The 12,499-nt window shown below is 72.8% G+C and carries 15 protein-coding genes; 7 read left to right on the top strand and 8 right to left on the bottom strand.

The window, feature by feature from the left end; translation table 11 throughout:
* The first annotated feature begins 34 nt into the window (after positions 1 to 34).
* Positions 35 to 1,012, top strand: a complete 978-nt coding sequence (locus tag ACFQQI_RS15880; RefSeq protein ID WP_378565296.1) for an NAD(P)H-quinone oxidoreductase — start codon at positions 35 to 37, stop codon at positions 1,010 to 1,012.
* Between the two features lie 28 nt (positions 1,013 to 1,040).
* Positions 1,041 to 1,601 (top strand): bacterial proteasome activator family protein, encoded by a 561-nt coding sequence (locus ACFQQI_RS15875; RefSeq protein ID WP_378565293.1) that lies wholly within the window; start codon positions 1,041 to 1,043, stop codon positions 1,599 to 1,601.
* Positions 1,602 to 1,604: 3 nt separating this feature from the next.
* On the opposite strand, the gene ACFQQI_RS15870 is transcribed toward ACFQQI_RS15875, so the two are convergent.
* From ACFQQI_RS15870 to serS, 5 genes are read right to left on the bottom strand one after another with little or no spacing between them, the layout of a single operon-like run.
* Positions 1,605 to 2,180 carry a hypothetical protein gene (locus ACFQQI_RS15870; RefSeq protein ID WP_378565290.1) on the bottom strand — a complete coding sequence of 192 codons (576 nt, stop codon included), beginning with the start codon at positions 2,178 to 2,180 and terminating at the stop codon, positions 1,605 to 1,607.
* A gap of 18 nt (positions 2,181 to 2,198) precedes the next feature.
* The gene (locus tag ACFQQI_RS15865) at positions 2,199 to 3,008 is read right to left on the bottom strand and encodes an HAD family hydrolase (protein WP_378565287.1); all 810 of its coding nucleotides are present in this window, start codon (positions 3,006 to 3,008) and stop codon (positions 2,199 to 2,201) included.
* Between the two features lies 1 nt (position 3,009).
* Complete coding sequence (locus ACFQQI_RS15860; protein ID WP_378565284.1) at positions 3,010 to 3,510, bottom strand: GNAT family N-acetyltransferase; 501 nt, start codon at positions 3,508 to 3,510, stop codon at positions 3,010 to 3,012.
* The gene (locus ACFQQI_RS15855; RefSeq protein WP_378565281.1) at positions 3,507 to 4,361 is read right to left on the bottom strand and encodes an HAD family hydrolase; all 855 of its coding nucleotides are present in this window, start codon (positions 4,359 to 4,361) and stop codon (positions 3,507 to 3,509) included. Before ACFQQI_RS15855 ends, ACFQQI_RS15860 begins: the two co-directional genes overlap by 4 nt.
* Before the next feature lies 1 nt (position 4,362).
* Complete coding sequence (serS, locus tag ACFQQI_RS15850; protein WP_378565278.1) at positions 4,363 to 5,637, bottom strand: serine--tRNA ligase; 1,275 nt, start codon at positions 5,635 to 5,637, stop codon at positions 4,363 to 4,365.
* Positions 5,638 to 5,752: 115 nt separating this feature from the next.
* On the opposite strand from serS, the gene ACFQQI_RS15845 reads away from it, so the two are divergent.
* Positions 5,753 to 7,324 carry a diacylglycerol kinase family protein gene (locus tag ACFQQI_RS15845; protein WP_378565275.1) on the top strand — a complete coding sequence of 524 codons (1,572 nt, stop codon included), beginning with the start codon at positions 5,753 to 5,755 and terminating at the stop codon, positions 7,322 to 7,324.
* Positions 7,325 to 7,331: 7 nt separating this feature from the next.
* On the opposite strand, the gene ACFQQI_RS15840 is transcribed toward ACFQQI_RS15845, so the two are convergent.
* Together ACFQQI_RS15840 and ACFQQI_RS15835 are read right to left on the bottom strand one after the other, a co-directional pair.
* Complete coding sequence (locus ACFQQI_RS15840) at positions 7,332 to 7,799, bottom strand: nitroreductase family deazaflavin-dependent oxidoreductase (RefSeq protein WP_378565272.1); 468 nt, start codon at positions 7,797 to 7,799, stop codon at positions 7,332 to 7,334.
* A gap of 17 nt (positions 7,800 to 7,816) precedes the next feature.
* Positions 7,817 to 8,212, bottom strand: a complete 396-nt coding sequence (locus tag ACFQQI_RS15835; protein ID WP_378565269.1) for a DUF4446 family protein — start codon at positions 8,210 to 8,212, stop codon at positions 7,817 to 7,819.
* A 101-nt stretch (positions 8,213 to 8,313) separates the two neighbouring features.
* Here ACFQQI_RS15835 and ACFQQI_RS15830 point away from each other — a divergent pair, with 101 nt between their 5' ends.
* Positions 8,314 to 9,162, top strand: coding sequence for a prephenate dehydratase (locus ACFQQI_RS15830; RefSeq protein WP_378565266.1), 849 nt, complete (start codon positions 8,314 to 8,316; stop codon positions 9,160 to 9,162).
* On the opposite strand, the gene ACFQQI_RS15825 is transcribed toward ACFQQI_RS15830, so the two are convergent.
* Positions 9,149 to 9,928, bottom strand: coding sequence for a VOC family protein (locus ACFQQI_RS15825; RefSeq protein ID WP_378565263.1), 780 nt, complete (start codon positions 9,926 to 9,928; stop codon positions 9,149 to 9,151). The two genes, ACFQQI_RS15830 and ACFQQI_RS15825, sit on opposite strands and share 14 nt — an antisense overlap.
* 143 nt (positions 9,929 to 10,071) lie before the next feature.
* Between ACFQQI_RS15825 and larB the strand changes: the two genes are divergently transcribed.
* The 3 genes from larB to ACFQQI_RS15810 are packed head-to-tail and all read left to right on the top strand — an operon-like array spanning position 10,072 to position 12,490.
* Positions 10,072 to 10,758 carry a nickel pincer cofactor biosynthesis protein LarB gene (larB, locus tag ACFQQI_RS15820; protein ID WP_378565259.1) on the top strand — a complete coding sequence of 229 codons (687 nt, stop codon included), beginning with the start codon at positions 10,072 to 10,074 and terminating at the stop codon, positions 10,756 to 10,758.
* Positions 10,755 to 11,906: a nickel pincer cofactor biosynthesis protein LarC gene (gene larC / locus ACFQQI_RS15815; protein ID WP_378565255.1), complete on the top strand. Its 1,152-nt coding sequence runs from the start codon at positions 10,755 to 10,757 to the stop codon at positions 11,904 to 11,906. The genes larB and larC overlap by 4 nt, the downstream gene beginning before the upstream one ends.
* Entirely contained in the window at positions 11,906 to 12,490 is a 585-nt protein-coding gene (locus tag ACFQQI_RS15810; RefSeq protein WP_378565252.1) for a TMEM165/GDT1 family protein, read from the top strand. The genes larC and ACFQQI_RS15810 overlap by 1 nt, the downstream gene beginning before the upstream one ends.
* The last annotated feature ends 9 nt before the right edge of the window (positions 12,491 to 12,499 follow it).

Here is a 12,499-nt window from a genome sequence, read left to right as displayed (position 1 = left end):
CGTCCGACTGGCCCCGCCTGACTAGGGTGGTCGCATGCGCGCCGTGATCGCCGCCGAGCCGGGTGGCCCCGAGGTCCTGTCCGTCGCGGAGATCCCGGATCCCGAGCCCGGCCCCGGCGAGGTCGTGCTCGAGGTGGTGGCCGCGGGCCTCAACCGGGCCGACCTGCTGCAGCGCCAGGGGTTCTACCCACCGCCGCCCGGTGCGTCCGACGTGATCGGCATGGAGTGCAGCGGCCGGGTCGCCGCACTCGGGGCCGGCGTCGAGGACTGGGCCGTCGGCGACGAGGCGTGCGCGCTGCTCGCCGGAGGGGCGTACGCCGAGCGCGTCGCCGTACCGGCCGGACAGCTGATGCCGATCCCGAAGGGCGTCGACCTCGTCACCGCGGCCGCGATCCCGGAGGTCGCGTGCACCGTGTGGTCGAACGTGTTCATGGTCGCGGGCCTCCAGCCGGAGGACGCGCTGCTCGTGCACGGCGGCGCGGGCGGCATCGGGTCCTTCGCCATCCAGCTCGCCCACCGGCTCGGCGCCCGGGTGCTCACGACCGCCGGCTCGGCGGACAAGCTCGGCGCCTGCGCGGCGCTGGGCGCCGACGTCACGATCAACTACCGCGAGCAGGACTTCGTGGAGGAGGTCCGCGCGGCCACCGACGGGCGCGGCGTCGACGTCATCCTCGACAACATGGGCGCGAAGTACCTCGACCGCAACGTCGACGCGCTCGCGATCCAGGGCCGGCTGGTCATCATCGGCATGCAGGGCGGCACGAAGGCAGAGCTCGACATCGGCAAGCTGCTGCGCAAGCGCGGCGCCGTGATCGCGACCAACCTGCGCGGCCGCCCGGTCGAGGAGAAGTCCACGATCTGCGCCTCCGTCGTGGAGCACGTGTGGCCGCTCGTGGCGGAGGGGCTGGTGCAGCCGGTCGTCGGCCGATCGTTCCCGCTGGCCGAGGCCGCGGACGCGCACGCGTTCATGGAGTCGGGGGAGCACAGCGGCAAGATCCTGCTCACGATCTGAGCGCGGCGCCGCCCGCTACGGTGAGGACATGAGCGAGAAGGAGCAGCCCGAGCAGCAGGTCGTCATCATCGGCCCGGACGGGCAGCCGGTGGGTGCCGTAGCGGCCGCTGCCGCCTCCGACGACGAGAGCAGCGAGCCGTCCGTGACCGAGCTGGTCGAACAGCCGGCGAAGGTGATGCGGATCGGCAGCATGATCCGGCAGCTGCTCGAGGAGGTGCGCTCCGCGCCGCTCGACGACGCCAGCCGGCAGCGCCTCAAGGAGATCCACCGCGCCTCGATCAAGGAGCTCGAGGAGGGCCTCGCGCCCGAGCTCATCGACGAGCTGGAGCGGCTGTCGCTCCCGTTCACCGACGAGACGACGCCCTCCGACGCCGAGCTCCGGATCGCACAGGCACAGCTGGTCGGCTGGCTCGAGGGACTCTTCCACGGCATCCAGACCGCGATCTACGCCCAGCAGATGGCGGCGCGGGCGCAGTTCGAGCAGATCCGCCGCAGCCTGCCGCCGGGCGTCGCCCACCAGGCCCAGGGGCAGCCGGGTCCCCCGCAGCCGCCGCAGGCCCCCGGCGAGTCCGGCGGGATGTACCTGTAGCGGCTAGGCCCGTCGCGCGCGCCAGGCCACGAGCAGCAGCCCCAGCAGCCCCACGATCACCAGCGCGGCGCCGGGCGCGGCGACCCGCTGCAGCGTGGCCGGCTCGCCGCCGACGGTCGTGAACGCGACCGGCTCGGGCTCGGGCTCCACCGCGGGGCGCCCGTCGCCGAGCAGCTGCTCGACCTGCGCGACGAGCTCGTCGGTCGCCCGCGCCGTACCGCTGCGCCGATCGGTGCTCAGCGCGTCGCCGTCGCGGTTCACGAAGAAGACGTAGTCGTTCCCCGGCTTCAGCCCGGGCTGGCCGCACCGGGCGCGCCGGGAGTCGGTGGTGACCTCGACGGGTGACTCCGCGACCTGGCCCTTGTAGACGCGGTCGGGCTCGACGACGAAGGTGACCGTCGTGCCGGACTCGGTCCGGTCCGCGACGGTGCCGGTGAACACTCCGCTGGCGTCCTTGGCCTGGTCGGCCAGGCTCGCCGGGCGGACGGGGCAAGCGGCCGCGGCCGGCGTCGCGGTGAGTGCGACGGCGCCGGCCGGGGCGACGAGTAGGGCGACGATCGCCAGGCGGATGCGAGACACGGGGCTCATCTCAACAGATCAGAGGTCGAAGAGACCAGCGAGCACCCGGGCGACGCCGTCGTCGTCGTTCGACGGCGCCCGGTCGGTCGCCGCGGCCCGGACGGTCGGGTGGGCGTCGGCCATGGCGTACGACGCGCCGGCCCACGACAGCATCGGCAGGTCGTTGGGCATGTCGCCGAACGCGACGACGTCGGCCGCGTCGATGCCGCGGTCCGCGCAGAGCAGGCCGAGGGTGGACGCCTTCGTCACCCCGGGGGCGCTGATCTCGAGCAGCGAGGTCGTCGACGACCACGTGATCACCAGCCGGCCCTGCACGACCGCCTCGGCGGCGTCCCAGAACTCCTGCGGCGTGAGGTCCTCGTGCCGGGCCAGCAGCTTGAGCGCCGGCCGGTCGAACAGCTCCTTGATCGGCGCCCGCCGGGCGCCGTCCGGGACCGGGTGACGCTCCAGGAACTCGTCCTCCAGCCCGATGCCCTCCAGCGTCTCCACGGCGAACACCGAGCCCGGGATCGCGTCGCGCACCAGCTCGCAGACCTCGAGGCCGAGCGCCGGGTCCATCGGGCGCTCCAGGTGCGGGCAGTGCCGCGCGACGTCCCACACGAGGGCGCCGTTGGAGACGACCGCGAGGCCGTGGTCCCCGACGTACTCGAAGACCTCCTCGGTCCACCGCAGCGGCCGCCCGGTCACGAAGACGACCGGCACGCCGAGCGCCTCGACGCGCGCGAGCACGTCGGCGGTGTACGCCGAGACGGTGCCGTCGCTGCGCACGAGGGTGCCGTCGAGGTCGGTGGCGACCAGCTTCGGTTTCGAGGCTCGCTGCGCTCGCACCTCAACCACCGAGGTTCCCGAGCGGTCTCGCCATCACGAGCTCGCCGTCCTCGTTGGCGCCGCGGAGCTCGGTGAACCCGCACTTCGCGAGCACCCGGATGCTCGCCTTGTTGGTCGGCTCCACGCTCGCCCGGATGCGGACGCCGGCCGCGTCGGCCGCGGCGAGCAGGGCCTGGAGCGCCTCGGTGGCGAAGCCGTAGCCGTGCGCCTCGTCGACGAGCCCGTAGCCGACCTCGGTCTCCGGCACGCCGTCGGCGGCCGGCTCGGGCGGGCCGAAGAAGCCGATCGAGCCGAGGGCCGTCACGCCGCGCACGATGTGCCGCGGAGCCCAGGTGTCGCCCTCGCGCCACAGGCCGGCCGCGTCGGCGTCGTCGCGGCGGGGGTAGTCGCGGTGCCAGCCCTCGCGACGGCCGCCGGCGCGGATGGCCGCGACGTCGTCGGCCGTCCAGAGCGGCAGCCGGAGTCGTTCGGTGGTCACCAGCGCCGGCAGGTCCGGGCTCATGCCGGGAACCAGCGCTCGAGCTCGACGGCGAGTCCGTCCTTGTCGACCGGGTCGGTCACGTCGTCGGCGGCGTCCTGGACGAGCGGGATCGCCTGGCCCATCGCGACGCCCCGGCGGGCCCAGGCGAACATCTCCAGGTCGTTGCGGCCGTCGCCGACCGCCAGCGCGTCGTCGGCACTGATGCCGAGCTGCTGGGCGACGTGGGCCAGGCCGGAGGCCTTCGACACCCCGATCGGCGCGAGGTCGAGCCACGCGGTCCAGCCGACGACGTAGTTGATGCCGTGCAGGCCGAGGCGCTGCGCGAGCTCGACGAACTCGTCGGCGGTCGCCTTGGGGTCCCGGATGATCACCCGGCTGACCTCGGTGGCGAGCAGCTCGTCGATGTCGGTCACGATCATCTCGCCGGACAGCTCACCATCGGGGAACGGCGCGTTGACGCGGTAGCCGATGCCGCGCTCCTCGACGCCGACCAGCGCGTCGGGGTGGTGCTCGAGCACGGCGGCGACGGCCGGGCGCGCGTCGAAGGTCTCCTCCTGGACCACCTCGATCGGCGGGTAGCGGAACACGACGGCGCCGTTGGACGCGACGATCCACAGCCGGTCGCGCTGCTCGTCGTGCAGCTCCAGCTGGTCCGCGACCCCGGTCATGCCGTGCGGCGAGCGCCCGGAGGCGAGCACGACGTGGGCGCCGGCGTCGGCGGCCCGCTGGATCGCCTCCGTGACCCGCGGCGTGACCTCCTCGTGGACCATGCCGGCGCCCTCGACCCAGGACAGGATCGTGCCGTCGATGTCGAGCGCGACGATCCTCGGCGTCCAGCCGAGGGGCGGCCTCGATGCTCGGGCCGCGCCCATCTCAACCACCGATGGGCTCCAGCACGTCTCGTCCGAGCCACTTCTGGAGCGCCTTCGGCACCCGCACCGACCCGTCCGCCTGCTGGTGGGTCTCGAGGATCGCCACGATCGTGCGGGTCATCGCGCACAGCGTGCCGTTGAGCGTCGAGATCGGCTGGACGCCGTCGGCGAACCGGCCCCGGGTGTCGAGCCGGCGGGTCTGGAACTCGGTGCAGTTCGAGGTCGACGTGAGCTCGCGGTACTTGCCCTGCGTGGGGATCCAGGCCTCGCAGTCGAACTTCCGGATCGCCGACAGGCCGAGGTCGCCGGCGGCGACGTCGATCACGCGGTAGGCGAGCTCGAGCTTGTCGAGGAACAGCTTCTCCCACTCGAGCAGTCGCTCGTGCTCGGCGTACGACTCCTCGGTCGTCGTGTAGACGAACATCTCGACCTTGTCGAACCAGTGCACGCGGATGATGCCCTTGGTGTCCTTGCCGTGCGAGCCGGCCTCCTTGCGGAAGCAGGGGCTGAACGCGGCGTACCGCAGCGGCAGGGCGGCACCGTCGAGGATCTCGTCGGAGTGGTACGCCGCCATCGGGACCTCCGAGGTCCCGACGAGGTACATGTCCTGCCCCTCGATGCGGTAGACGTCGTCGGCGGCCTGGCCGAGGAAGCCGGTGCCGTCCATCGCGCGAGGCTTGACCATCGACGGCGCGATCACCTGGGTGAAGCCGGCCTCGCGGGCCTGCTCCATCGCGAGGTTGATCAGGGCGAGCTCGAGCTCGGCGCCGACGCCGGTGAGGAAGTAGAAGCGCGAGCCCGACACCTTGGCGCCGCGGTCGAGGTCGATGGCGCCGAGCATCCGGCCCAGCTCGACGTGGTCGCGGGGCTCGAAGCCCTCGGCGCCGAAGTCACGCGGGGTGCCGATGGTCTCGAGCACGACGAAGTCGTCCTCGCCGCCGGCGGGTGCCTCGTCGGCCGCGAGGTTGGGGATGCCCATGATGGCGTCCTGCCACGCGGCCTCGGCCTCGCCCTGCGCGGCCTCGGCCTCCTTCACCTCCGCGGCGAGGGCCTTCGTGCGGGCGAGCAGCTCCTGCTTCTCGTCGCCCTGCGCCTTCGCCACCTGCCTGCCGAGCTGCTTCTGCTCGGCCCGCCTCTCCTCGAACGCCGAGATCGCGCCCCGCCTGGCCCGGTCGGCGGACAGCGCGCGATCCACGACCTCGTCGGACAGCCCGCGCTTGGCCTGGGCGGCGCGCACGCGGTCGGGGTCGTCACGGAGGATGCGGGGATCGATCACCCTGCAAGGCTATCCGGGGCGGTGCGGGCGACGCTCGCGAGATAGCGGTCGCTGGGGAGAAGTGCCCGACCGGCATACTCGGTGCAGTCCGCCTGCCCCCACCCGAAGGACCCACGTGCTCGACCGCCCCCGCGCCATCGTGCTGAGCTGGGCCGCCCTGTGCTTCGTGCTGTTCGGGCTCCTCCTGCTGGCGGTCGTCGGCGAGGCCGCCTGGCTGGTCGAGATCGACGACCGCGGCGAGGGCTCGCAGACGTGGGCGACCGACATCGGCTGGCTGCACGACGTGCTGCGGGTGATCGAGGTGGCCACGGGGACGATCGCGATGACGGCGTACACCTTCGTGCTCGCCGTGGTCCTGCTGCGGCGCTACCCGCGCGCGGCGTTCTTCACCGCGGGCGTGATGATCGCGACCTCGCTCACCACGACGCTCACCAAGGGCATCGTCGACCGCGACCGGCCGCCGTGGCAGAGCGCCGACGCACTGCTGCACAACGGCGCGTTCCCGTCGGGGCACGCGTCGTCGGTCACCGCCTTCTGCGGCATCGTGATGGTGCTCGTCGGCATGCTCGTCCGCCGCAAGAACCTGCGCCGGCTCGCGTACGCCGGGGCCGTGCTGCTCGTCGTCGTGGTGGGCGTCGACCGGGTGCTGCTCGGGCGGCACTACCCGTCCGACGTCGTCGGGGGCGTGATGCTGGGCGCCGGCTTCGTGCTGCTCGGGATCGCGCTCTACACACCGCTGCCGCGCAGCATCGCGACCGTCGTCGAGCCGCTGCCGGAGGTCTACGTCTCCGAGAAGCAGCTGGCCGTGGTCCTCAACCCGATCAAGGTCGAGGACGTCGGCCAGTTCAAGTCGATCGTCACCACGATGGCCACCGAGGCGGGCTGGTCCGCCCCTTCGTGGCACCTCACGACCGTCGAGGACCCGGGCACCGGCATGGCCGAGGCGGCGTCCGTCGCCGGCGCCGATCTGGTGCTGGTGTGCGGCGGTGACGGCACCGTCCGCGAGGTGTGCGCCGAGCTCGCCGGCACGGGCATCCCGGTCGGGATCATCCCCGCCGGCACCGGCAACCTGCTGGCCCGCAACCTCGACATCCCGCTCTACCTGCGCGCGGCCATCGACGTCGCGCTGCACGGGCAGGACCGCGCCATCGACCTCGTCGAGGTCTCCGGCGACGGCTTCGAGGACACCAACTTCATGGTGATGGCCGGCATGGGCTTCGACGCCGCGATCATGGAGGGCGTCAACGAGGACATCAAGAAGAAGATCGGCTGGGTGGCCTACGTCTTCTCGGCCCTCAAGTCGCTGATGTTCCCGGCCGTGCGCGTGGAGATCTCCGTCGACGACGGCGAGTTCACCCGGCACCGCGCCCGCACCATCGTCGTCGGCAACGTCGGCTTCCTCCAGGCCGGCATGCCGCTGCTGCCCGAGGCCGCCATCGACGACGGCGTCATCGACGTGGTGATGCTCCACCCGCGGAAGTTCTTCTCCTGGATCCCGCTCGCCTACCGGGTGCTCGCCCGCCGACCGCGCACCGACGAGCTCGTCAACCGGATGACCGGGCACACCATCGTCGTCCGGGCCAGCACCGACACCCCGCGCCAGCTCGACGGCGACTCGATCGGCCCGGGGCGGGAGCTCCGGATGACCTGCGTGCACGGGCGCCTGCTGGTCCGGGTCCCCCGCTGACGGGGCGCTACCGGGGCGTGAGCCAGAAGACCGGGAGCTCCCGGTCGGTGCGCTCGGCGTACTTCGCGTAGTTGGGCCACCCGGCGACGGCGATCTCCCACTTCTCGTCGCGCTCGGGGCCGGCGAGCTCGCGGGCGTCGACCGCGAGCGTGCGGCCCCGGAAGGTGATCGTCGGGTCCTGCGCCGCACGCAGGTTGCCGACCCAGGCGGGCGGCTTCGGCCCACCCCAGTTGGAGCCGACGATCAGCCAGCCGCCGCCGTGCGGCACCGTGAGCAGCGGCGTGGTGCGCAGGATCCCGCTCTTGCGGCCCGGCACCTGGAGCACGAGCTCGTGCAGGCCCGACATCAGCGTGATCGTGACGCGGCCGCGCGAGAGCCGCTGGATCAGCTTGTCGGTGCCGACGATCAGGCCGGCGTAGCGCGGCAGCCACGGCTGCGCACCGAGCCGGATCGCGGCCCATCGCAACGGGTTCACGCTCCGGACGATAGCGATCAGGCGGGACGCGCGCGGTCGATCGCCTCGAGCTCCTCCGGCGAGAGCTGCTGGTCGCACGTCCAGCCGCTGATGCTCTTCGCGTAGGTGCGGGCGTCGCTGCGGCCGTGGATCGAGGTCAGCACCACCCCGTCGCCGTCGTCGTCGAGCAGGGCGACCGACCACGACAGGTGGCCGCCCATGTCGCCGAACGCGTCGTAGCGCACCACGGCGAGGTGGCGCAGCGCGTCGGTGCCCTCCCGGCGGAGCGCCGCGACCTCCTGGCGCAGGCCCTGGACGTCCTCGGGCAGCGCGTCGACCCCGCCGTCGCGCGACCTCGGCGTACGTCGGGACTGCAGCGCCAGCGCGAGCGCGACGACGGCCACGACGAGCGCGACGACGGACAGGACCTCCACCTCTCCGACACTAGACGCCGCGTCGTGGCGCCCACGGGGCGCCATGCCGCACTCTGGGCAGCACGACTCCGGGTCTCGGGCCCCGTGGGACCATGACGCCCGTGACCCGACGCATCGCCTACCAGGGCGAACCCGGCGCGAACTCCCACCAGGTGTGCAAGGAGCACTACCCCGACTGGGAGGCCGTGCCGTGCGCGTCGTTCGAGGACGTCTTCGCCGCTGTCGAGAACGGCGAGGCGGACCTGGCGATGATCCCGATCGACAACTCGATCGCCGGCCGGGTGGCCGACATCCACCACTTCCTGCCCGGCTCCGGCCTGCACATCATCGCGGAGCACTTCCTGCGCATCCGCTTCTGCCTGATGGCGCTGCCGGGGACCGGCATCGACCGGATCGAGAGCGTGCACAGCCACGTGCACGCCCTCGGCCAGTGCCGCAAGATCATCCGAGAGCACGGCTTCAAGCCGGTCATCTCCGGCGACACGGCCGGGGCCGCGCGCGAGGTCGCGGAGCTCGGCGACCCGACCATGGGTGCCATCTCGCCGCCGCTGGCCGCGGAGATCTACGGCCTGGAGATCCTCGCCGAGGACGTCGAGGACGAGGAGCACAACACCACGCGCTTCGTCGTGCTCTCCCCCGAGCTCATCGAGGCGCCGGCCGGCAACGGGCCGGTCGTGACCAGCTTCATCTTCAACGTGAAGAACCTGCCGGCGGCGCTCTACAAGGCCCTCGGCGGCTTCGCCACGAACGGCGTGAACATGACGAAGCTCGAGAGCTACATGGTCGGCGGCGAGTTCACCGCCACCCAGTTCCTCGCGGAGGTCGACGGGCACCCGGACGACATCGGCGTACGCCGCGCGCTCGACGAGCTCGCGTTCTTCACGACCGACGTCAAGATCCTGGGCGTCTACCCCGCCGCCCCGTTCCGCGGCGAGGTCAGGTCGTCGTAGGCGCCTCCATCAGGCAGAACATCCCGCCCTGCGGATCCGCGACGATCGCCAGCCGACCGACGGTGGGCACGTCGAACGCCGGCGCGACCACGGTGCCGCCGAGCCCGGTCGCCTTGGTGACGGTGTCGTCGACGGACTCGACGTTGAAGTAGACGTTCCAATGCGGCGGCACGCCGTCCATCATCAGCGGCATCGCCCCACCGACCTGGCGGCCCTCGACGACGAGGCAGGTGTAGGCCGGCCCGCCCTCCATCTGCATCTCCTCCCAACCGACGCCGAGCACGTCGGCGTAGAAGGCCGTGGCCCTCGCGACGTCGTCGGTGATCACCTCGTTCCAACACGGCGTACCGGGCTCGTTGGCCACCTCGGTCCCGATCGACGTGCCGGGCTGCCAGAGGTTGACCCGGGCGCCCGTCGGGTCGGCGATCGCGGACATCCGACCCATGTCGAAGACGTCGAACGGCTCGGCGTCGACCCTGCCGCCGGCCTCGACGACCCTGGCCGTCACCGCGTCCACGTCGTCGACGGTGAGGTAGACGCCCCACCACGCCGCGTGCTCCTCCAGGCCGGGCATCGGCCCGCTGATCCCGGCGACCGCGTCGCCACCCTTGCCGACGGCCACGTAGTAGCCGTCGTCACCCATCGGGACGTCCTCCAGGTCCCACCCGAACAGCGGGCCGTAGAACTCCTTCGCCGCGGCCTGGTCGGGCGTCACCAGCTCGACGTAGCTCGGCGTGCCCTGGGCGTACTTCTCGAACTTCGGCATCTCCCTGCTCCTCACTCGTGCGACCCCACCGGCCAGACAACACCCGGGCACCGACAGTGGCAACGGCCTCGAGGTGGGTTTCGAGACGGTTGCTGCGCAACCTCCTCAACCACCGAGTCTCCGTACCCGAGTAGGTTCCTTCCGTGGACCACTCCGACCCCCGGATCGCCGACCTCGGCTTCGCGCGCGTCGACGTCGACCGCGCGGCGCGCACGGGTGACCCCGAGGTCGTGTACGGCGCGGGCAAGACGCCCGACCAGGTCGTCGCGATCCTCCGTACGCTGCACGAGCGGCACCCCGAGCGGGCCGTGCTCGCCACCCGCCTGGCCCCCGAGACGCTCGAGGTGCTCGCTCAGGCGATCCCGGACGCCGACGTCCACCTCGTCGCGAGCGCCGCAACCCTCGGCCCGCTCCCGGAGCCGCGCGGCACGGTCGCGGTTGTCAGCGCCGGCACCTCCGACGCGCCGGTCGCCGCCGAGGCCGCGCTCAGCATCGCGGTCCACGGCGCGGCCGTCGACCGCATCAGCGACGTCGGGGTCGCCGGCCTGCACCGGCTGCTCGGCGTGCGCGACCGCCTGGACGCCGCCGACTGCCTCGTGGTGGTCGCCGGCATGGAGGGCGCCCTGCCGTCGGTGGTCGGCGGGCTGACCGGCGTCCCGATCGTCGCCGTCCCCACCAGCGTCGGGTACGGCGCCTCGCTCGGCGGGGTCGCGGCCCTGCTCGCCATGCTCAACTCCTGCGCGCCGGGGATCACGGTCGTCAACATCGACAACGGCTACGGCGCGGGCGTCCACGCCGCCAGGGTGGCGCGGCAGAGCGTGCCTCGATGACCGCGGTCTGGATCGACGCCTCCGCCGGGGCCAGCGGCGACATGCTGCTCGGCGCGCTCGTGGGCGCCGGCGTGCCCGTCGAGGTGCTCCAGTCGGCCGTCGACGCCGTGTCACCGGAGCCGGTCGCGCTCCGCGTCGAGGAGGTACGGCGTGGCGGGCTGGCCGCCACCCGGGTCCACGTCGACGTCGCGGACTCCCACACGCACCGCACCTGGCGCGACGTGCGGTCGCTGCTCGACGGGCACGACCTCGCGCTGGCCGCGTTCGAGCGGCTCGCGGTCGCCGAGGCGGCGGTGCACGGGACGACGCCCGCCGAGGTGCACTTCCACGAGGTCGGCGCCCTCGACGCGATCGCGGACATCGTCGGCGTCACTGCCGGGTTCGCCCATCTCGGCGCCACCGCGGTCACCGTCTCCCCCGTCGCGGTCGGCTCGGGGACGGTCGAGACCACCCACGGCACCCTGCCCGTCCCCCCGCCCGCCGTGGCCGAGCTGCTGCGGGGCGTGCCGACGCACGCCGGCCCCGTCGCGATGGAGCAGTGCACGCCCACGGGCGCCGCGCTGCTGACCTCGCTGGCCACGGCGTACGGCCCCCAGCCGTCCATGGCCGTCGACCGGATCGGTGTCGGCGCGGGCGGGCGCGACCCCGAGGGGCATGCCAACGTGGTACGCCTCTTCGTCGGTGCCGGGGTCGCGACAGGCTCGACCACCGAGGGGCCGCTGCTGCTGGAGTGCAACGTCGACGACCTCGACCCGCGGGTCTGGCCGGCGGTGATCGCCGCGCTGCTCGAGGCGGGCGCGTCCGACGCGTGGCTGACGCCGATCCTGATGAAGAAGGGCCGGCCCGCCCACACGCTCAGTGCCCTGGTCGACGCCGCCCGCGCCGGGGCCGTGCGCGCGGAGATCTTCCGCCAGACCACGACGATCGGGCTGCGCGAGCAGCCGCTGACCAAGCACGCCCTCGACCGCGAGATGGTCAGCGTCGACGTCGGCGGCCAGGTCGTCGCCGTCAAGGTGGCCCGCCACGACGGGGTGGTCGTCAACGCCCAGCCGGAGTACGACGACGTCGTCCGCGCCGCCGGGTCCCTCGGCCGCCCGGTGGCCGACGTGCTCGCCGAGGCGACGTCGCTGGCCAGGATCTTCCTCTGATGGACCCGGTCGTCATCGGCCTGACCTTCCTCGCCATCTTCGTCGTCGAGCTGCCGGACAAGACGTTCCTGGCGACCCTCGTGCTCACGACGAGGTACCGCCCCGTCCTCGTCTGGATCGGCGTCGGGCTCGCCTTCGCCGTGCAGACGACGGTCGCGGTGCTGCTCGGGCACGCCGTGTCGTTCCTCCCCGACGACGTCGTGCGCGCGGCCGCCGGCGCGATGTTCCTGGCCGGCGCCGTCATCCTCATCCGCGAGGGCCGCAGCCACCAGGCGAACGAGGGCGCCGACATCGAGACGAAGGACGTGCACGGCATCCAGGCCGTGATCGCGAGCTTCCTGGTCCTCTTCGCGGCCGAGTGGGGAGACCTCTCCCAGCTGCTCACGATCTCGCTGGTCGCGAAGTACGCCGAGCCCGCGTCGGTGTTCGTCGGCGCCCTGGCCGCGCTCCTCGTGGTCAGCGGGCTCGCCGTCATCGCCGGCCGGCAGCTCCAACGGTTCGTGAAGCTGCACGTGCTGCACTACGTCGGGGCGACGGTCTGCCTGCTGCTGGCCGCGCTCACGGCGTACGAGCTCCTGACCTAGGCTCGGCCC

The organism is Nocardioides sp. GCM10030259, from assembly GCF_042666375.1.
Classification (GTDB): Bacteria; Actinomycetota; Actinomycetes; order Propionibacteriales; family Nocardioidaceae; genus Nocardioides.
This window is presented reverse-complemented; position numbering and strand designations above follow the sequence as displayed.

Excerpts from the sequence above, each read along its gene's own strand:
- ACFQQI_RS15810 (WP_378565252.1), top strand. The coding sequence starts at position 11,906 with ATGGACCCGGTCGTCATCGGCCTGACCTTCCTCGCCATCTTCGTCGTC.
- ACFQQI_RS15875 (WP_378565293.1), top strand. The coding sequence starts at position 1,041 with ATGAGCGAGAAGGAGCAGCCCGAGCAGCAGGTCGTCATCATCGGCCCG.
- ACFQQI_RS15880 (WP_378565296.1), top strand. The coding sequence starts at position 35 with ATGCGCGCCGTGATCGCCGCCGAGCCGGGTGGCCCCGAGGTCCTGTCC.
- larC (WP_378565255.1), top strand. The coding sequence starts at position 10,755 with ATGACCGCGGTCTGGATCGACGCCTCCGCCGGGGCCAGCGGCGACATG.
- ACFQQI_RS15825 (WP_378565263.1), bottom strand. The coding sequence starts at position 9,928 with ATGCCGAAGTTCGAGAAGTACGCCCAGGGCACGCCGAGCTACGTCGAG.
- ACFQQI_RS15860 (WP_378565284.1), bottom strand. The coding sequence starts at position 3,510 with ATGAGCCCGGACCTGCCGGCGCTGGTGACCACCGAACGACTCCGGCTG.
- ACFQQI_RS15855 (WP_378565281.1), bottom strand. The coding sequence starts at position 4,361 with ATGGGCGCGGCCCGAGCATCGAGGCCGCCCCTCGGCTGGACGCCGAGG.